The following is an 18,611-nucleotide window of genomic DNA, read 5'->3' as shown; positions in this document are numbered from 1 at the left end:
CCCGGGTGGTATCCGCGGTGCCGCTGGCCGTAGGACGACCGGCGGGCCCGCACGGACCAGTCTCGTGGTGTCGGGAAACTCGGGAAACACGGCATCACCAAGGAGACGCCTCGCGATGGACGCCACCGCACTGACCCCGCTCGCCGACCACTGGGACGGGGGGCCCGGCCCCTGGATGCTGTTCTTCCCGCTGATCTGGGCCGCCGTCATCGGGGGCGTCGCATTCGTGCTGCGCCGCACCGGGTGGCGGCGTGGCCCCGGCCGCGGCCCCTGGCACGCCCGGGCCGCGATCGGCGAGCACTCGCCGATCGCGGTACTGGGCCGCCGCTTCGCCGCGGGCGAGATCGACGAGGACGAGTACTGGCGCCGGCTGTCCGTCCTGGACGAGCAGTTCGGCCGCTTCTCCAAGGGCGGGGAGTGATGACCGCCGCCCGCGTCGTCGACGCCGTCAAGACCTATGGGGCGGCCGACGCCCGGATGCGCGCCTGGACGGGGTCACGGCGCTTCGGACGGCGCGGGCACCAGCGCCTTCGCGGTGCCGCCCGTCCAGCTCGCGGGGGTCGTGCTGGTCGGCCTCGTCGCCGGGGTCCTGGCATGATGGCGCCCGGCCCGCCGCGCGCCGCCTGGACGTACGGGAGGGCCATCGCCGCGGAATGACTCCGCCGACGACGGCCCGGAGGGCCACGGCCGCCGTGCCCCTCCGGGGGTGCGGCGGCCGCGCGTCAGACCAGAACCGGTTCGGCCGCGGCCGGGACCAGGCGATCGAGCACCGGGGGCCAGGCCTCCGGCGTCTCGGGAAGCACCGGCAGCGTCCGCGGGGCGAGCTTGCGGACGACGGCCGCCGACACCTGCTCGGTCATCGTCCTGGACGAGACCGTGGCCTCGGCCCGGAGCGTGAACCACACGACCTTTCCACCGTCGTTGAGGGTCTCGGTGCCCCAGCTGTCGCTCATCGACACGACCATGGCGAGGCCGCGGCCGCAGGTGGCCAGGGGCTCGAACTCGCGGACCCGCGGCAGGCGCGGATCGTTGTCCGAGACGGCGACGGTGAGCCAGCCGGAGGCGAAGCTCAGCTCGACGGAACAGCGCTTGTCCGGCCGGGCGTGCCGGTGGACGTTGCCGAGCAGTTCGGTGATACCCAGCAGAGTGGGGTCGATCAGGGGGTCCAGCCGCCAGTACCGCAGCTGAGCGGCGACGATTCGGCGTACCTGCTGGATCCGGGACGGCAGTGCCTCAAGTTCCAGAGCACACTGCCGCTTACTGCCTTCTGAGCTGATCACGGCTGCGACTCCCTCCGCGGTGAGGGCGCCCCTGTGATCGGGGCATGCCCCGCCCGCATGGAATGGGAACACCTTTGCGGGATTGCTGTGAGTGACTGCTGCAGAGACTCCGTGACGCCACTCAAGGATCACCCCGATGGATGCTTACCGCAACTCCGCGAACGCGGAGAGTGCCGTTCCGTTCGTCTCAGCGGCGCACGACCCGCTCCCGGGCCGTGCGCAGCGCTTCCAGGAAGCGGCCCGCCGACGCCGCGCCCTGCGTGCGTAGCGTCAGCAGGTAGCCGGTGCCGTTGAGCCGTGTCAAAGTGCGGCGCCGCACCGCGAAACGCGGGGTCAGGGCGTGGACTTCCTCCACAGGCGCGCTGTCGATCTCCCGTCCGCGGCTGGTGAGCAGCACCAGACGGCCGTCCTGGATCAGGACCTGCCCGCCCCGGGTGAGCGACCGCAGCCGCCGCCCGATCCGCACCCCTGTGGCGGTGAACTCCGCTTCGGCCACGGTGCATCCCCTCCTTCGTCCGCTCGCAGTCTGCCCGCTCCGGGGGGCGCCGCACCAGCGTCCGCCTATGATCGGGACACAGGCGCGAACGGAAGGCGGCGCAGGTGAGCAGCAGCGAGAAGGGTGATCGCGAAGACCGTACGAGGACGCCGGAGGCCATGGCCACCATCGACGTGGACCGGACCGACCCGGACTACCGAGGGTGGCTCAAAGAGGCCGTGCGCAAGGTCCAGGCGGACGCCAACCGCTCCGCCGACACGCACCTGTTGCGCTTCCCGCTCCCCGACGCCTGGGGCATCGACCTATACCTGAAGGACGAGTCGACCCACCCGACCGGCAGCCTCAAGCACCGCCTCGCCCGCTCGCTCTTCCTCTACGGCCTGTGCAACGGCTGGATCCGGCCGGGCAAGCCCGTCATCGAGGCCTCCAGCGGCTCGACCGCGGTGTCCGAGGCGTACTTCGCCGCCCTGATCGGCGTGCCGTTCATCGCCGTCATCCCGCGCACCACCAGCTGGGAGAAGCAGCGGCTGATCGAGTTCCACGGCGGCCGGTGCCACCTGGTGGACGACCCGCGGACGGTCTACGAAGTCTCGGCCCGCCTCGCGCAGGAGACCGGCGGGCACTACATGGACCAGTTCACCTACGCCGAGCGCGCCACCGACTGGCGCGGCAACAACAACATCGCCGAGTCGATCTACCAGCAACTGCGCCTGGAGCGGAACCCCTGTCCCGCGTGGATCGTGGCGACCGCGGGCACCGGCGGCACGTCGGCCACGATCGCCCGCTACGTCCACTACCTGCAGTACGACACCCTGGTGTGCGTCGCGGACCCGGAGAACTCGGTGTTCTTCGACGGCTGGGTGAGCGGCGACGACTCCGTGTGCTGCGACCGGGGTTCACGGATCGAGGGCATCGGCCGCCCCAGGGTGGAGCCGAGCTTCGTGCCCGGTGCCATAGACCGGATGATGAAGGTGCCGGACGCGGCGTCCGTGGCGGCGGTCCGTGCCCTGGAGGCGGCCATCGGGCGCAAGGCCGGGGGGTCGACGGGCACCGGCCTGTGGAGCGCCTTCAGGATCGTCTCGGAGATGGTCGCGGCGGGCCGCACGGGCAGTGTCGTCACCTTGCTGTGCGACCCTGGCGACCGGTACCTCGACAAGTACTATTCCGATGCCTGGGTCGCCGAACAGGGCCTGGACATCGCGCCGTACGCCGTCACCATCGACGCCTTCCTGAGGTCGGGGAGCTGGCCGGACTGACTGACCCGGTCCGTCCGTTCCGTTCTGTTACGTCGCGGTCACCCGGGGTCCGCCGGAGTACCGGCTTCCCTTCTCCGGGCGCTCTTAGCGTCCCGATATGACGATCTCTCAAGTGGCGCCTCCGGCGGTCGCGCCGCCGCCCCCCGTGCCCGGTGCCCCCGCGCCGCCGGCGGGCCGGGCGCCGGTACCGCCCGTCCGGGAGCGGCGACGGCGTATGCCGCCCCCGGCGCGGCTGGCCGTCCAGGCGACCGCCGCACTGGTCGCCGTCCTCGCCCTGTGCCTCGCCGCGGTCATCGGGGCGGTCACCGTCCGGTCGGACGCCGAGCAGCTGCGCGACACCTCCGCGCACCGCGCCGCCGTCGCAGCCGAACTCCGCTTCGCCCTGGCCGACCTGGACGCCCAGCGCGCCAACCAACTGGTGCCCGGCCACGCGGTCGACGACCCCGAAGTGTCGGTCGGCAACCGCCTCCTCGCGCTCATCACCGCGCAGCAGCGCCGTGCCCAGGTCAGCGACCTCCTCCGGCAGCTGGGCGGCGACGAGGCCCATGCCGCGCAGGTGCGCGGCATCCTCGACCTGCTCGGACGCTACGACGAGGCCAGCGGGCGCGCCGCCTACGTCGACGAACAGCACCATGACCGGGCCGCGGGCCACCCACCGGCGGCCGCCGTCGCGTTCTCCGCCGAGGCGGGCGACATCATGCACAGCCACCTGCTGCCCAAGCTCGCGGCCCTGGCGGAGGACTACGACGCCCAGGCCACCATGGCGTCGCGCACCGCGCGGGACGCCGCCGTGCGTTCGGCCGTGGCCGTCGGCATCCTCGGCCTGGTGGCCGTCGCCGTACTCCTATGGTGGCAGCGGGACCTGACGCGCCGGTACCGCCGGATCCTGAACCCGGCGCTGGTCGCCGCCACGGCCGCGGCGCTCGGGGTCACCCTCGCCGGTGTGGTCTCCTTCACCGGCGCCGCCGCCGACCTCGAGGCCGGCACCCGGGACGGGCTGCGCCCCTGGTCCCGGCTCGCACAGGCACGCGCGGTGGCGGCGGACGCCGCCGCCACACAGAGCCGCTGGTTCGTGGGCGGCGCCGAGCCGCAGCAGCGCGCCGAACTCGACGCGCTCAACCGGAGGCTGGACGGTCTGCTCGCCCCCGGCGGCTGGGCCGCGGCGGACGAGCGCCCCGTGTATGCCGACGTCAACGAGCGCTACGGGCACTTCCGCACCGACGACCGCAGGCTCGTCGAGCTGATGGCCGCCGAGCGGGTCGACCAGGCGGCCGTGGTGCTCACGGACGTCGGGCGCGGCGAGGTGGGGTTCGACTTCTGGGACTTCGCGACGACCCTGGAGGTCCTCGCCCAGGACCAGCTGGCCGACTTCCACGCCCGCACGGATGCCGCGCACTCCGCGCTCGACGGCTGGCCCGTCGTTCCCCCGGTTGTCCTCGGCATCGCCGCGGCCCTTGTCGTGGTGGGTGTGCGGCCGCGGCTCGCGGAGTACCGGTGAGGTAGGAGAACGGTGCCGGCGGGGCTTGTCGGGAAACTGTGTTCGGCTATAGAAAGTCCTGTCAGCCCGATCTTGTGAAAGAGCCTCCGGTGACCACCACCCCGCCGCCCCCCGACGACCCCTCAGTGCCCGACGACGTCTGGGCCCGGTTCATGCAGGACACCGAGGCGGAGATCCGGGCGTCGGCGCCCAAGGAACCCTCCGCGCGGGCCCGCATGGTCACCGAACGGCTGCGGCGGCAGGACGAGGAGGCGGCGCGCCGCGCCAAGCGCCGGGGGCGCGGGACCCCGCTGCCCGCCCGGCCCGAGGGCTGGCGCACCGGCCCCGCCGTCTACGAGGTCGAGGAACGCGGCTCCCGGCGCCGCAGGTGGCTCGGACTGGCCGGCGTCCTCGTCGCGGCAGGGGTGCTGCTGTTCGCTCTCAACCCGGGCTGGGCGCTGGACGCGCTGCGTGGCAGCGGCGGCGGCAGCGCGGATCCGGAACCCACGCCGCTCCCCGTGGAGACGGCGAAGCCGACGGGCGCCCCGTCGCAGGAGGCGTTCCCCGACACGCCCACGCTCAAGGACCCCTTCGCAGGCTCCCCGGCGAAGCGGTACGCCGACGGCGCCGAGGGGATCGTCCCGCCGAAGGCGCGGCCGGCCGGCTGGATGACGTCGGCGCAGGTGACGGCGGCCCTGAAGAAGGTCAAGGCGTACCTGGTCGACACCAACCTCGACCCGGCGACGCTGCGGGGCGAACGGCCGGACGACGCCCTGGGGATGCTCGACCCGAGCCAGCGAGAGCTGCGCTCCCGGTTCGAGACGGCCTTCCGCAAGCCGACCGAGAAGAACGACCCGCTCCGGCTCGCGGTACGCTTCAAGCCCTCAGAAGTCGTCCTGGCCGGGGACGTGGTCAAGACCCGCGGCCGGATGACCTTCACGAAGGGCAAGGACCGCGCCGTCGTCGTGCACGCCGACTACACCTTCGTGTACCCCGTGGTGAAGGCGGAGCCGGAATCCACCGAGGTCGCCCGGACGATCATCCGCCGCATCCTGGACGTGGAGTTCCCGGACCCGTCCCGCTACCGGGTGACGCCGGGCAAGTTCGCGATCACCCGCTACGACGACGACGTCGCCAACTCGGCCTGCTTCGTCCACGACGGCTGGCTCCACCCGCAGTTCGCCTCCGACGCCTCGTCGGGTGACGACGCGGGCCGGTCGGGACCCACCGTGGATCCCTACGACCGCAGCAGGGACCTCAAGGCCGAACGGTCCCGGTTCGAGGGCTGCGGCACGGTCTCCCGCACCTGAGGCCTGCGGCCCTGCTCGGGAGGCCGGCCGGCGGTCCAGCGCGCGGACCGCGGAACCGGAAGACAGGCCGAGGCCCGGGTGTGGGACGGGAGCAGGAAGGTGCGCGGGGGCGGTGGACCGTCGGCGGTGAAGGTCCAGCGCACACGGGGTGCAACCGGCCGGGGGAGAGCGCCCACTCCTCCGGCAGGGCGCGCAGGCCCGGGGCGTTGGTGGCATCGACGCGGTGGGCGAAGCGCCGCGGGGGCTCGTCGGCGGGCACGGTCTTGGTCGGTCGGGACGGCGGCCGTGACGGCGGCCGTGACGGCGCCGAACCACGCCGTCCAGCACTCGGTTTCCTTGGCGAGCGCGGCGTGGACGGCGTCGGGCGGTGCCGTGACATCGGCGGCGGAGGCGAGGCGGTGCGGCGCCGTGGTGAGGAATCCCAGGCCGATTCGGCGTGTGGGGCGCACCGCGCGCGTCATGGGAGGGCAGTTGACGTCTCGTCAGTTGTCTGCGTGACCCTCGCCGGGAGCTCCGCCCGGCTCCGCGTCCCCTGGCTCGCCGGCGACGATCAGGTCCGACAGGTGCTCGGCGATCTCCGCCCGGAGCACCTCGGGGATGCCCGCGTCCGTGACGAGGGTGTCCACGTCCTCCAGCGAGGCGAAGGAGCTCAGGCCCACGGTGCCCCACTTGGTGTGGTCGGCGATGACGACCACCCGGCGGGCGGAGCGGACGAAGCGCCGGTTGGTCTCCGCCTCGGCGAGGTTGGGGGTGGACAGGCCCGCCTCGACCGAGATCCCGTGGACGCCGAGGAAGAGCAGGTCGAAGTGGAGCGAGCCGATCGCCCGGTCCGCGACGGGGCCGACGAGGGAGTCCGAGGGGGTGCGCACACCGCCGGTGAGGACGACGGTCGCGGCGCCCTCGCGGCCGCCGGCCGCGCCGCGGGCCGCGAAGTGGAAGACGTCGGCGACGCGCACGGAGTTGGTGACCACGGTGAGGTCGGGCACGTCGAGCAGGTGGCGGGCGAGGGCGTACGTCGTCGTGCCGCCGGTGAGCGCGATCGCGCTGCCGGGGGTGACCAGACGCGCGGCGGCGCGGGCGATGGCCTCCTTGGCCCCGGGTTCCAGGCCCGCCTTCGCCTCGAAGCCCGGTTCGTGGCTGCTGGCCGGGGCGACCGGCACGGCGCCGCCGTGGACCTTCTCGACCACGCCCTGACGGGCGAGCGCGTCGAGGTCGCGGCGCACGGTCATGTCCGACACGTTCAGCTTCCGGGTCAGCTCGTTGACCCGGACCCCGCCGCGCCGCCGGACCTCGTCCAGGATCAGCGCACGCCGCTGTTCCGCGAGCAGGTTCTGGTTGTCGCTCACCCGAGGTCCCGTCCCATCCTCTGATGTGATCCCGATGCTGCCCGGACCGGCAGTCTCGCCATCCTTCCACGACCTCCCCCGCCGGACAGGGGGTGAAGGGCGCGGGGTGACCGGTCCCACAAGCACCGCCTGTGACACGTTCGGGTGGCATTCGTGAACACCTCTGTCCAGTACTGGTACGCGTGCCCGATTCTGAATACGCGCGATGCCGTACGCGCGCCACGGGGAAAGTACGGGAGGCGATCGCGATGCGGTCGGATACGGTACGGACGGAGCTGTCGCTCGAGTTGCTGGTCCACGGCGTCGGCGGGACGACGCCGCAGACGATGCTCAACGACCCGCGCGTCACGCGCGTCTGCGGTGACGACACCGCCGGGATCTACCGGCGTGCCGAGGACGCCGACGCGGAGCGCCGTCCGCGGGAGTACGGCGAGAGCCCGGTGCCCGACGCCTACTCATGGTGCAATCTGACGTCCGGGGACGGCAGCCGTGCGCTGTGGCTGCTCCTGCTCCCCTTCATGGTGGCCAACCTGGCCCACTGGATGCGGCCGCCGGTCTCCCGCCCGGGACTTGACCGTGCGTACGACGTGCTGGTGCGGCTGCTGGCGCTGTCGCTGACGGTGCTACTGGTGGCGGCGGCCTGCGAGGTCGCGATGGACCTGGTGGCCTGGCAGTGCGCGGGCAACGCGGCCTGCGCGGGCGGGAAGAGCCGGCTCTCCTTCCTCGCCGCCGGCGAGCCGGGGCGCCGGATCGCCGCCGGGGCCGCGCTGCCCGTCGGGCTGACCCTGCTGCTGTGGTGGCTCTCCCGGCGCACCTGGTACGCCTACGAGTCCCAGCGGCCGCTGCCCGGCCCGCAGCCGGACGAGCGGGAGGGCCCGGAGGTCACACCGCTGGCCCGGCGCGGCTTCTGGTACGGGCGGCGGCTGGTCGCCCGGCTCCGTGCGGCCCACACGGCGGCCGGGCTGCTCACGGTCGCGGTCGCCCTGGTCGTTCCGCCGCTGGAACGGGACATCGATGTCGGGGGAATCGGGATACTCGCCGCGGTCGGCTGGCTGCTGACGGGCGTACTGGCCGGGTTGACGATCGCGGTGATCGCCGTGACCTGCGGCATGGGACGCAGCGAGCACGCGCCGGACGAGGCCCTGGATCCGCGGCTGGCCCGCGCGATGCTCGGCGGGACGGCCGCAGCCCTGCTCGCCACGGCCGGATACGCCTGCTGGCACCGCCAGGGATGGAACGCCGGTGGGCGGCTGCCGGCCGGGGAGGCCTTCGGCTGGCTCGCCCTGGTGCAGGGGCTGTTGCTCGTGATGCTCGCGTGCGTCGCCCATCTGATGCACTGCTCCGGCGGCGGCCGGGCTGAGCTGCGCGGTCTCGGGGGGCCGGCGATCGCCCTGCTCGCGTGCTCGCTCGGCGGAGTGCTCACCGGAGGGATCGCGCAGCGGGTCGCGGACTGGCTGGACCGCGGCGCCACGCCGGGCAGCGGCGGCGCCGTCGCCGGGCCGCCGGTGCTGCTGTCCTGGCAGGCCTCGGCGATCCCGGTCCTGCTGCTGGTGCTGGCCGTGGTGGTCGTCGTGCGCGGCAGGAGACTGCTGCGCCGGACCCGGGCGCTGGTGCCGAAGGTGGAGTCGGACTATCCGGGAGAGGAGCACGATCCGCCGCGCAGCCGCCAGATCGCCATGGCCCGGGCCAGAGCCGAACTCACCGATCAGGCGGCACTGTTCATCGGGGTCATCGGGGCCGTGGCCTTCCTGCTGGGCGCGGGGGCGCTCGCCGGGGCCTGGCTGAGCGGCGCCGTCCCCGGGCGGGCCGGGGCCGGTGCGCCCGGATGGCTGCGCACGGTCGCGGAGACGGCCCAGGGCCTCGGCTCCTGGCTGGTCGGCGCCGGAGTGGTCGCCCTGATCGCGCTCGGGCGCCGGGCCTACCGCGACGCCGGGGCGCGCCGCACCGTCGGCATCCTCTGGGACGTCGGCACGTTCTGGCCGCGCGCCGCCCACCCCTTCGCCCCGCCCTGCTACGCCGAGCGCGCCGTGCCCGACCTGACCTGGCGCATGACGACCTGGACGCGAGCGCACCGCGGCCGGATCATCCTCTCCGGACACTCCCAGGGGAGCGTCCTGGCCGCGGCGGCCGTCTGGCAACTGGATCCGGCGACCCGGGCACGGATCGCCCTGCTCACCTACGGCTCGCCGCTGGGCCGCTTGTACGGGCGCTGGTTCCCCGCCTACTTCGGGCCTCCCGCGCTGACCTCGCTCCACGGCGAGCTGCACGCCTGGCGCAACCTGTGGCGCCGTACGGATCCGATCGGCGGCCCGGTGCACCTCGACGAGCCCGGCCCACCGGTCGACCGCGCGCCGCTGCCCGATCCGGCGGCGTACGGACGAACGGAGGAACACCCGCTGCCCGCGCCCCTGCTGACCCACTTCGACTACCAGGCCGATCCGGCCTTCGCGGCCGAGCGCGGTGCGCTGCTCGGCTGGCTGTACCGGAACACGGAGGGGACGCTGCCCCCGCAGGGTCAGGGCAACGGGGGAAGATCCTCCGGGTAGAGCAGCTGAAGCTCCTCGTGGCTGGGCTCGCTGATCCTGGCGAGCCGGCCCGCGTGGCGCTCGACCATGGCCTCGAAGGTCTGCCGCGCGGTGCGGCCGTTGCCGAAGGCGGGGCCCTTGGGGATCGCGGTGAAGTACTTGTAGAGCGCCTCGCCGGTGTCCTCGGACAGCTGGTACTCATGCTCCTCGGCCTGGGCCCGCACGATCCGCAGCAGCTCGACGGGGGTGTAGTCGTCGAAGGTGATGGTCCGCGAGAACCTGGAGGCAACACCGGGGTTGGCGGACAGGAAGTGCTCCATCTCCGCGGTGTAGCCGGCGACGATCACCACGACGGCCTCGCGGTGGTCCTCCATCAGCTTCACCAGGGTGTCGATCGCCTCCCGTCCGAAGTCCCGGCCCGAGTCCTCGGGTGCGAGGGCGTACGCCTCGTCGATGAAGAGCACCCCGCCGCGGGCGCGCTCGAAGGCCTCCTGGGTGCGGATGGCGGTGGAGCCGATGTGCTCGCCCACCAGGTCGACGCGGGCCACCTCCACCAGGTGGCCGCGCTCCAGCACGCCCAGGGTGGCCAGGATCTCGCCGTAGAGCCGGGCGACGGTCGTCTTGCCCGTGCCGGGGGAGCCGGTGAAGACCAGGTGGCGGCGCGGGGAGGGGGCCTTGAGGCCGGCCTCGCGGCGTCTGCGGCCCACCGCGATGAGGTCGATCAGGGAGCGCACCTCGCGCTTGACGTTCTCCAGGCCCACCAACGCGTCGAGTTCGGCCAGCACCTCGTCCGAGGGACGGGTGTCCCCGGCCGGGGCCGGGGCCGGCGCGGGCGGGGGCTCGGCGGTGCCGGTCGGCATCACGGGCAGTCCCCCGAGCAGCCCGAACGACGCGGTCGCGGGCCGCCGTTCGCCCGCCGGAGCCGGCACGCCCGAGGGCTCCGGCACGGTGCGCCGCTCACCGCTCTGGTCCCCGGTGCAGTCCACCGTCACCGGGCCCGGCTCGGCGAACTCGTAGCCGCCGCGCCCACAGCGCTCGGTGCGGCAGCGGGTGAGCGCGGAGCGGCAGCCGTCGATGATGTGGAAGCCGTATCCCCGGCTGCCCGTGACCCGGCAGCCGGTGAAGGTCCCGCGGCCGCCCGCGGAGACGTAGAACCCGGCCTCGGCCGGGTTGGTGACGACGCAGCGTTCCAGTGTGGGGTCGGCGCCCTTGGTGACGATGACACCGGTCGCCGTGTCGTCGATGGTGCAGGCGCAGAGTGCGCCGCCGCTGCCGTGGTCGCGGAACCAGGCGCCGGTGGAGGCCTCGCGGATGCGGCAGTCGTCGAGCTGCACGGTGGCGCCGTCGCTGACCGAGACCGCGGTGTTGCGGACCTGGGAGATGTCGCTGTCGACGACGTCGGCGCGCGAGCCCCGGTCGAGCACGAACAGGGCGTCGGGCACGTCGTGCACGCGGCATGAGTCGAGGACGGCGGCCGCCCCGTCGCTGACCCAGACCGCCGGGTAGTCGCCCTGGCTGTCGTGGATCTCGCACTGGTTGGCGTCCACCCGGGTGCCCGGGTCCCACACCGACAGGCCGTTGCGGCCGAAGCGCCGCACCGTGGTGCGGGTGAGGGTCAGCACCGAACGGGACCGCAGATCCACGGCGTTCTCGGGGATGTCGTGGATGTCGCAGTCGGAGAGGGTCAGGACCGCGTCGGTGTCCAGGGTGATGCCGTCGCCGGTGGTGCGGTGTACCTGGCACTCGGTCAGATGGCCGGTGGCGCGGGAGGCGACCTGTACGCCGGCGCCCTTGACCTCGTACACCTCGCAGCCGACCGCCTCGGCCACGGTGCCCTCGCCGGTGAGGGCGAGCCCCGCGCCGGAGGCGTTGTGGACCCGGCAGCGTTCCAGCCGTGGGGAGGAGCCGCCGCGCACCGAGATGCCGGTCTGGCCCGCGGCCACCACCTCGCAGTCCTCGAACAGGCCGCCCGCGGCCTCCAGGACGCTGATCCCGAGTCCGGCCGGGTTGTCCACGGTGCAGCGGCGCACGGTCGGCCGCGCCCCGTCACGGACCTCTATGCCCACCGCGGAACGGGTGCTGACCCGCAGCCCGGTGAGTTCGGGCGAGGCCCCCTCGACCAGCAGGGCCGCGGCGGAGGTGTCCTGGCCCTCGACGGAGAGGTCCTGGACGGTCGCGGCGGCCCGTACGGTCAGCGCGACGCCGGCCGACGGGGCGATCCGCACGGAGCCCGGCCCCTCGGCCGCGCGGAGCGTTATGGCCTTCTCGACGACGAGGTTCTCCCGGTAGGTCCCGGGGTTGACCGAGAGCACATCACCCTCGGTGGCCGCCTCCAGGGCCGCGGCGAGGCTCTCGTACTCTCCTGTGCGGCGGCGCCACCGCGAGCTGCTGGTGTGCGTCACCTGAACCACGCCTTGTGCCATGGAGATGCTCTGCCCCGTCCTCTTGCACTGCGCCGACCTGGGGGCCTCAACGGTAGCGCGCGACGGGCGCGCGCCAGCACCCAGATGCTGATGGATCACCTGATGGATCCGCCCGGATGAGGCCGATCGCGGGTGATCGGGGAGCACCCACCCACGTACCCGGCGTGGTCAGCCGCCCGCCCCGGCCCGGCCCCAGCTCTGCCCGGCCGCGGCCCACTCCCGCTCCCACTCGGCGAGCCTGCGGCGCATCAGCTGCCACATGAGTACCTGTCGCCCCATCAACCCCAGTACGCTCGCGGCGAGGAAGGTGCCGATCCCGGCGAGCATCGCATGCGTGGTGGCGGACCGGGCGTCCAGGGGCGCCGCCACGGGCACGGCACCGGACTTGTCGGTCCACATCGTCACATGGTCGCCCTTGTCGTAGGCGGCGCCCACGCGCACGTGAGCGGTGTGGACCCGGCCGTCCGGAGCTGTCCAGCGGACCAGGGCGTCGCGGCGTTCCTCGCGGACGCGGCCGGACTCGGGGTCGGGATCGGCGGCCTCACGCGGCCCGGCTTTGACGACCACGGCACCGACCTGGGTGCGGGTGGCGTGCTCGACGCCGACGGTGTGCTGGAGGGAGTGGTCCACGGCCAGCCCGGCTGTCAGCCCCGCCGCGGGCGCCCCCAGCACGATGGCGCAGCCGGCCGCGACCCCGGCGCATGCTTCGAACACGTCGGAACGGCGGCGCAGGCTGTTCTTCCGCCACCGCCACCACCGCACGTGCGTGGCCGCCATCGGGCGCACCCCCTTCACCGTCCAAGTGCCGCACGTGGCGCGGCACATGCGCGGCATGGACCGGGCGGGAGAGAGCCATCTCACGCCGGCACCCGTCCGGGGCCCGGGCCGTGCCGCGATCTCGGGACGCGTTCACTCCAAACGGGACAACGCGTCTCCCACCCGGAGTGTTCCGGGTCGTACGGGCACGAGATTCTGTCCGAAAACCAGTCTGCCCCCGAATCTGCGGTGGCGCGCGAGGGTGCGCAGCGGCTCCCGGCCGCGGACCGCGGTGCGCTGGTCCGTTGTCGTCACCACGCAACGCCCGCAGGGCTTCACGACGCGGAATTCGACGTCCCCGATGCGGATCCGCTTCCAATCGTCCTCGGCCCACGCGTCGGTTCCCGCGATGACGGCGTTGGGGCGGAAGCGGTCCATCGGCAGCGGCCCCTCCCCGGGATGGTCGCCCGCGGCGATCAGCGCGTTGAGGGCTTCCAGCGAGGCCTCGGTCGTCACGAGCAGGGGGAAGCCGTCGGCGAAGCTGACGGTCTCACCGGAACGCGCGTACTCGGGGTCGATCGGGCGTCGGCGGCCCGGGTCGTCGAGGTGGACGAGGGTGACTTCTGTCCCCAGATACGTGCCGAACCAGGCGGCGGCCGTGTCTCCCGCGGGCACGGCCTCCACCTTGTCGCCCCATATGTGCACCGGGACCGTCGTGGACGGTTCCGGCGCGGTGATGTCCAGCAATGGCATTCCCGGCGCGGTGAGCAGCAGCCCACCCTCGGGGGACGATTCCGCGCGTGCCAGGGCCAACCGGGGTTGCTCCCGCTGCGTGACGCATCGTCCCGCAGTGTCGGCGAGCATCCACCGGCGGTCTCCGGCGAGCCCCCACGGCTCCACCAGTGCCTCGGACAACCGCTGTCCACCGAGTGACTTGACAGGGTGGACGTGCAGTGCGCTGAGGCGGGGTGTGGGCGTCGGAGTCGTCATTCCGCCATCGTGCCAGGCGGCGCGGTCACCCGTCGGCGGGGACCGGGCCGCCCGCCGGTGTCAGCCGGAGTAGTAGCCCTGGCCGAGGTTGCGCCGCTGGTACGGCTGCTCGTCGTAGCCGGCGGGCGCGGCGGGGCGCGGCGGCGCCGGACGCGGCGCCACGGCGGGGCGCACCTGCTCGTACCCGGCCGGGCCCTGGTACTGCTGCGGGGCCTGCTGTGTCTGGTACCCGCCGTTGAAGGCGGCGGGCCGGGGCGCGGTGGCCTGCTGCGGGATGTAGGGCGCCGGTGCCTGCTGCAGCTGGGGCTGCTGGTAACCGGGCGCCGAGTAGCCGGAGTACGACGGCGTGCTCGGCGCGGAGGCGTGGTGGGAGGGGCCGGGGGGCAGCGCGGGGAGCGCGGCCGGCAGGGCCGGGAGATTGCTGCCGGTGGTCTCGTACGCGGACGGGACGCGGATCGGCGCGATCTGGGGGGTGCCCCGCTCTGCGACCAGGCTGTCGTAGATGGGGGTGTCGGGGAAGAACGGCGACGTGTAGTAGCCACCGCTGTAAGAACCGCGGGGGGAGCTCATAGCCCATAAGTTAAGCCCACGATGTGCTGGTTGGGGAGACCGATTAGCAGGTCATTTCATGTGCAGCGAGTGACGGCTGACCCCTATTGCGAGCGAATCGGAGGAAATCGGTCCAGGGTCGCCGCTCGGATCGCGTAAAGGCGCTGGGCCTGGGGCGTAACCGCTCGTCACGGGGGAACACGGACGGGGGGAAGCACCCGGCGGGGCGGTGTCGGAGAGTGACGGGACCGACACTCTCGCGCACCAACAAGTCACCCGCACGAAGGAGGAACGAGGCGTTTGCGTGACTCGGTCGAACTTCGTCCCGGGAGGCCCCCGATATGCCACAGTGGGCCATGCGCGTCGCCATGCTTTTCGGGCAGGACCGGCCGGCGCGGCCGGAGGAATGGCGCAAGGCCGCTGCGACCGTCGCCGACGTGGTCGACGTGGTGGCCGTCCGCGAGTTGACCTTGCCGGCCGTCCGCGGACTCCCCTACGCCGGTCGGGACCCCGAGCGGCCGCACCATTACCAGGTCGCCGTCCCTCACGGCGGTGCCATGGCGCGCCGCGTCACCGCGGGCCGCGTCGGGGGCGTGCTGCGCCACGAGGCGGCCGAGTGCGGCAGGTTCGATCTCCTCCACGGCCATGTGCCCGGCGCCGGGGAACTGCTGCCCCGGCTCGCACGGACCGTTGGGCTGCCGTACGTGGTCACCGAGGACGACCCGTCCCTGTTCGGGCATCCCACCTGCCCGCTCCCCGGCCTTCCCGCGCGGCGGGCCCGTGCGCGGGTCCACCGCGAGGCCGCCGCGGTCCTGGCCGTCAGCGACGCCCTGCTGCTGCGGCTCGGCGAACTCCGCCTCCCCGGCCGGCACCGTCTGGTCCCGCACCCCGTGTGCCCCGAGGCGCTTCCGCCGGTGCCCGCCCGCACCCGGATCAGCCAGGACCCGGTGCGGGTGGCGGCCGCCGGGCGCTTCGGGCGTCACGAGGGCTGGGAAGTGCTGGTCCACGCCTTCGCCTCCGCGCGGGTCAAGGACCCGCGGCTGCGGCTGGACGTCATCGCCGAGGGGCCCGCCGAACTCCCCGCCGATGTGCGCGAGCTGATACGCAAGTGCGGAGTGGCCCATTTCGTCACGGTGCGCCGGGCTCGCGGCCGCGCCGAGGCGCTGCACACCGTGGCGCACGCCGACCTCTTCCTCGTGGCGAGCCATGTGGAGAGCTTCTGCGTGCGCGCCCTGGACGCGCTCTGCTGCGGTACCCCCGTCGTCGGCACCCGCACCGGAGCACTGCCCGAACTCGTCGGGCACGACGGCGGGGTGCTCGTCGAACCCGGCGACGCCTCCGCCCTCGGCCGGGCGCTCGTGGAGGCCGCCGCCCGGTTGTCCGCCCGCCTGCCCACGGCCCTCGCCGAGCGCACCCGGCGCCGCTACGGCACCGCGGTCGTCGGTGCCCGGCTCGCCGTCGTCTACGCCGAGGCGTCGTCGGGCCGCGGTCGCGTATAGGTGCGGCCCTTCCACGCGGCCCCACGGCCCCGGCCGTGCTGCACCGCCGAGTCGACCGTCATCAGCAGGTAGAGGACCGCCGTGAACGGCAGCAGCAGCGCCGGCCACGGCGGCTGCCGGTAGTAGCGGAGCATCGGCACATAGGTACCGCACATCAGGGCCCACGCCGCAGCGCCCGCCGCGCACAGCGCCCAGTGGCCGGCGAGCGCCCCGCCGATCGCGGCGAGCGGCGGGAGCACGTACACCAGCAGCAGGCCGAGCACCGTGCCGGTGAGGAGGAGCGCGCTGTGCCGCAGCTGCGCGTAGGCGCTCCGCGAGACCATCCGCCACAGCTCGGCGAGGCCGGGGTACGGGCGGACGCTGTCGACCTCGTCGGCCAGGCCCAGCCAGATCCGCCCGCCCGCGCGCTTGACGGCCCGGGCCAGCGCCACGTCGTCGATCACCGCGTGCCGGATCGTGTCGGGCACACCCGCCCGCTCCACCGCCGCGCGGCGGATCAGCACGCATCCGCCGGCGGCCGCGGCGGTCCTGGCCCGCGGCCGGTTCACCCGGCGGAACGGGTAGAGCTGCGCGAAGAAGTAGACGAAGGCCGGGACGACCAGGCGCTCCCAGGCGGTGGCGACCCGCAGCCGCGCCATCTGCGACACCATGTCCAGGTCGGCGCCCTGCGCCGCGGCCACCAGGTGGCGCAGCGAGTCCGGGCCGTGCGCGATGTCGGCGTCCGTCAGCAGCAGGAACTCCGGGCGGCCGGAGGACGTGGCCGCCCCGATGCCGTGCCGCACCGCCCACAACTTCCCCGTCCAGCCCTCCGGGGGAGGAGCCGGGCAGACCACGCGCAGCGGCAGCCCGTCCGCCCGGTGCGCCAGCTCACGCGCCAGTTCCCCAGTGCCGTCGGTGCTGCCGTCGTCCACCAGGAAGACCTCGGCGCGTCCCGGGTAGCGCTGCGCCAGGACGCTCGGCAGGCTCCGCGGCAGCACCTCCGCCTCGTCCCGCGCCGGGACGACCACCGCCACGTCAGGCCACTCCCGCGGCTCCGCCGCGACGGCGGGCATCCGCACGTCCGTCCGCCAGAACAGGCCCTGCGCCAGGAGCAGCCACACCCACGACAGCAACGACCCCACGGTCACCCACGTCAGCCACGTCACTCCCGCAGTGTGCCGCCGCCGCCCCTATGTGCGCGTGATTTCCGCCGGTACGGCCGCGGGGCGGGCCGACAATCGCATCGCGTAAGGTGGTGCCCCGTGAAGATCGCGCTGTTGGACTCCGGTATCGGCCTGCTCGCCGCGGCCGCCGCCATCCGCCGGCTGCGGCCCGACGCGGACCTGGTGCTCTCCTGCGACCCCGACGGCATGCCCTGGGGTCCGCGTACCCCCGAGGACGTCACCGCGCACGCCCTGGCCTGCGCCCTCGCCGCCGCCGAGCACCGTCCGGAAGCGCTGATTGCGGCCTGCAACACCGCGACGGTGCACGCCCTGCCCGCGCTGCGCGCGGCCCTCGAACCCGCGATCCCGGTGATCGGCACCGTCCCGGCGATCAAGCCCGCCGCCGCCGAGGCCCGCAAGGTGGCGATCTGGGCGACCCCGGCGACCACCGGCAGCCCCTATCAGCGCGGGTTGATCGAGGACTTCGGCAACGGCGCAGAGATCACCGAGGTGCCGTGCCCCGGCCTCGCCGACGCCGTCGACCGGGCCGACGAGTCCGCGACCGCCGCCGCCGTCTCCGCCGCGGCCGCGCTCACCCCCTCCGACGTCGAGGCGGTCGTCCTCGGCTGCACTCACTACGAGCTGGTGGCCGACCGCATCCGGGCCGCCCTGGCCGGCCCGGCCCGGCTGTACGGCTCGGCGGACGCCGTCGCCGCCCAGACGCTGCGCCGGATCGGCGCGGAGCCGCTCCCGGACGCGGCACCGACCGGGAGCCTCACGGTGATCCTCAGCGGCCGGGCGGGCACCGTCACGCCCGAGGCGCTGGCCTACGCCGAGGGCCGCTCCCTCGGCGCCGGCGTGGCCACTGCCGCAGCCGAGGCGCGCTGACCCCGCCCCACGCCCTCGGGCGAGGGGCGCCGCCTTGCCGCCGCGTTCCGTCGCTTCCCCTCCGCGCAACGGTGCCAACCGGCCGTGGGATGAGTAGGCTGCGCACTATGACGGACGCGCAGCGTGACGACGCGCGTACATCCCAGGTGTGGACGGGCCACGCGAGCAACCGCTTCCAGTGGCTCCTGGCGGCCGCGGGGGCGGCCTGCCTGGCGCTCGGCATCGAACTCGCCGTGGCCTCGCCCTACACCTCGGGCACGGTGCCGCTGGTCATGTCGGTGGTGGGCTGCATCGCGGCGGGGCTGCTGGTGCTGTTCGGAACCGTCGCGTTCACCCACGTCCGCGTGAACGTGGACCGCGACGGGCTCCAGGTGCGCTGCGGCCACATCGGCGTGCCCCGCCGCCGGATCCGCTGGGAGGAGATCAGCGACGCGCACCTCGCCCCCGTGGTCAGCCCCCGCCACTGGGGCGGCTGGGGGTACCGCTGGCGGCCCGAACAGGGCACCGCGGTCGTGGTCCGCCGCGGGCCCGGTGTCGTGATCGACCTCGGCAACGGCCGGCACTTCACCGTCACCGTGGACGACGCCGAGGGCGCCGTCCGGGCCATCCGCAGCCGGCTGGGCCTGCGCCCGTAGCCCTCGGGGCCGGGGTGCGGCCCCTTCACCGCCGGCGGG

The 18,611-nt window shown here is 73.9% G+C and carries 16 protein-coding genes; 8 read left to right on the top strand and 8 right to left on the bottom strand.

The annotated features are described in order from the left end of the window. Positions 1-115 precede the first annotated feature (115 nt). Positions 116-421: an SHOCT domain-containing protein gene (locus AC3EUJ_RS29420; RefSeq protein ID WP_431966630.1), complete on the top strand. Its 306-nt coding sequence runs from the start codon at positions 116-118 to the stop codon at positions 419-421. Positions 422-722: 301 nt separating this feature from the next. Here the strand turns inward: AC3EUJ_RS29420 and AC3EUJ_RS29415 are convergent, their stop codons facing one another. Further along, positions 723-1,280 carry an ATP-binding protein gene (locus tag AC3EUJ_RS29415; RefSeq protein ID WP_431966628.1) on the bottom strand — a complete coding sequence of 186 codons (558 nt, stop codon included), beginning with the start codon at positions 1,278-1,280 and terminating at the stop codon, positions 723-725. Positions 1,281-1,467: 187 nt separating this feature from the next. Then, on the bottom strand, positions 1,468-1,776 hold the full coding sequence (locus tag AC3EUJ_RS29410) for a hypothetical protein (protein WP_431966626.1): 309 nt from the start codon (positions 1,774-1,776) through the stop codon (positions 1,468-1,470). Positions 1,777-1,934: 158 nt separating this feature from the next. Here AC3EUJ_RS29410 and AC3EUJ_RS29405 point away from each other — a divergent pair, with 158 nt between their 5' ends. The 3 genes from AC3EUJ_RS29405 to AC3EUJ_RS29395 all read left to right on the top strand — a co-directional run bounded on the left by AC3EUJ_RS29405 (position 1,935) and on the right by AC3EUJ_RS29395 (position 5,819). Continuing rightward, a complete protein-coding gene (locus AC3EUJ_RS29405; RefSeq protein ID WP_431966671.1) occupies positions 1,935-3,032 on the top strand; it encodes a PLP-dependent cysteine synthase family protein in 1,098 nt (365 codons plus the stop codon). A 97-nt stretch (positions 3,033-3,129) separates the two neighbouring features. Beyond that, positions 3,130-4,530, top strand: coding sequence for a hypothetical protein (locus tag AC3EUJ_RS29400; protein ID WP_431966624.1), 1,401 nt, complete (start codon positions 3,130-3,132; stop codon positions 4,528-4,530). Between the two features lie 89 nt (positions 4,531-4,619). Further along, positions 4,620-5,819, top strand: a complete 1,200-nt coding sequence (locus tag AC3EUJ_RS29395) for a hypothetical protein (RefSeq protein WP_431966622.1) — start codon at positions 4,620-4,622, stop codon at positions 5,817-5,819. Between the two features lie 482 nt (positions 5,820-6,301). On the opposite strand, the gene AC3EUJ_RS29390 is transcribed toward AC3EUJ_RS29395, so the two are convergent. Further along, complete coding sequence (locus AC3EUJ_RS29390; RefSeq protein WP_431966620.1) at positions 6,302-7,165, bottom strand: DeoR/GlpR family DNA-binding transcription regulator; 864 nt, start codon at positions 7,163-7,165, stop codon at positions 6,302-6,304. A 248-nt stretch (positions 7,166-7,413) separates the two neighbouring features. Between AC3EUJ_RS29390 and AC3EUJ_RS29385 the strand changes: the two genes are divergently transcribed. Then, the gene (locus tag AC3EUJ_RS29385; protein WP_431966618.1) at positions 7,414-9,711 is read left to right on the top strand and encodes a hypothetical protein; all 2,298 of its coding nucleotides are present in this window, start codon (positions 7,414-7,416) and stop codon (positions 9,709-9,711) included. Here the strand turns inward: AC3EUJ_RS29385 and AC3EUJ_RS29380 are convergent. From AC3EUJ_RS29380 to AC3EUJ_RS29365, 4 genes are all read right to left on the bottom strand, one after another. Continuing rightward, positions 9,681-12,113: a right-handed parallel beta-helix repeat-containing protein gene (locus AC3EUJ_RS29380; RefSeq protein WP_431966616.1), complete on the bottom strand. Its 2,433-nt coding sequence runs from the start codon at positions 12,111-12,113 to the stop codon at positions 9,681-9,683. The two genes, AC3EUJ_RS29385 and AC3EUJ_RS29380, sit on opposite strands and share 31 nt — an antisense overlap. Positions 12,114-12,281: 168 nt before the next feature. After that, on the bottom strand, positions 12,282-12,890 hold the full coding sequence (locus AC3EUJ_RS29375; RefSeq protein ID WP_431966614.1) for an Rv1733c family protein: 609 nt from the start codon (positions 12,888-12,890) through the stop codon (positions 12,282-12,284). A 132-nt stretch (positions 12,891-13,022) separates the two neighbouring features. Then, entirely contained in the window at positions 13,023-13,859 is an 837-nt protein-coding gene (locus AC3EUJ_RS29370) for an MOSC domain-containing protein (protein ID WP_431966612.1), read from the bottom strand. Positions 13,860-13,919: 60 nt separating this feature from the next. Continuing rightward, positions 13,920-14,429: a DUF6643 family protein gene (locus AC3EUJ_RS29365; protein WP_431966610.1), complete on the bottom strand. Its 510-nt coding sequence runs from the start codon at positions 14,427-14,429 to the stop codon at positions 13,920-13,922. Between the two features lie 320 nt (positions 14,430-14,749). Between AC3EUJ_RS29365 and AC3EUJ_RS29360 the strand changes: the two genes are divergently transcribed. Beyond that, the gene (locus tag AC3EUJ_RS29360) at positions 14,750-15,907 is read left to right on the top strand and encodes a glycosyltransferase family 4 protein (RefSeq protein WP_431966608.1); all 1,158 of its coding nucleotides are present in this window, start codon (positions 14,750-14,752) and stop codon (positions 15,905-15,907) included. Here the strand turns inward: AC3EUJ_RS29360 and AC3EUJ_RS29355 are convergent. Beyond that, positions 15,871-17,052, bottom strand: a complete 1,182-nt coding sequence (locus AC3EUJ_RS29355) for a glycosyltransferase (protein ID WP_431966606.1) — start codon at positions 17,050-17,052, stop codon at positions 15,871-15,873. The two genes, AC3EUJ_RS29360 and AC3EUJ_RS29355, sit on opposite strands and share 37 nt — an antisense overlap. Before the next feature lie 96 nt (positions 17,053-17,148). Here AC3EUJ_RS29355 and AC3EUJ_RS29350 point away from each other — a divergent pair, with 96 nt between their 5' ends. Beyond that, positions 17,149-17,937 carry a glutamate racemase gene (locus AC3EUJ_RS29350; RefSeq protein ID WP_431966604.1) on the top strand — a complete coding sequence of 263 codons (789 nt, stop codon included), beginning with the start codon at positions 17,149-17,151 and terminating at the stop codon, positions 17,935-17,937. A gap of 107 nt (positions 17,938-18,044) precedes the next feature. After that, positions 18,045-18,572: a hypothetical protein gene (locus tag AC3EUJ_RS29345; RefSeq protein ID WP_431966602.1), complete on the top strand. Its 528-nt coding sequence runs from the start codon at positions 18,045-18,047 to the stop codon at positions 18,570-18,572. The last annotated feature ends 39 nt before the right edge of the window (positions 18,573-18,611 follow it).

Source organism: Actinacidiphila sp. bgisy160, from assembly GCF_057707815.1.
Note: the sequence above shows the minus strand (reverse complement) of the source record. Positions and strands in the feature narration are given on the sequence as shown.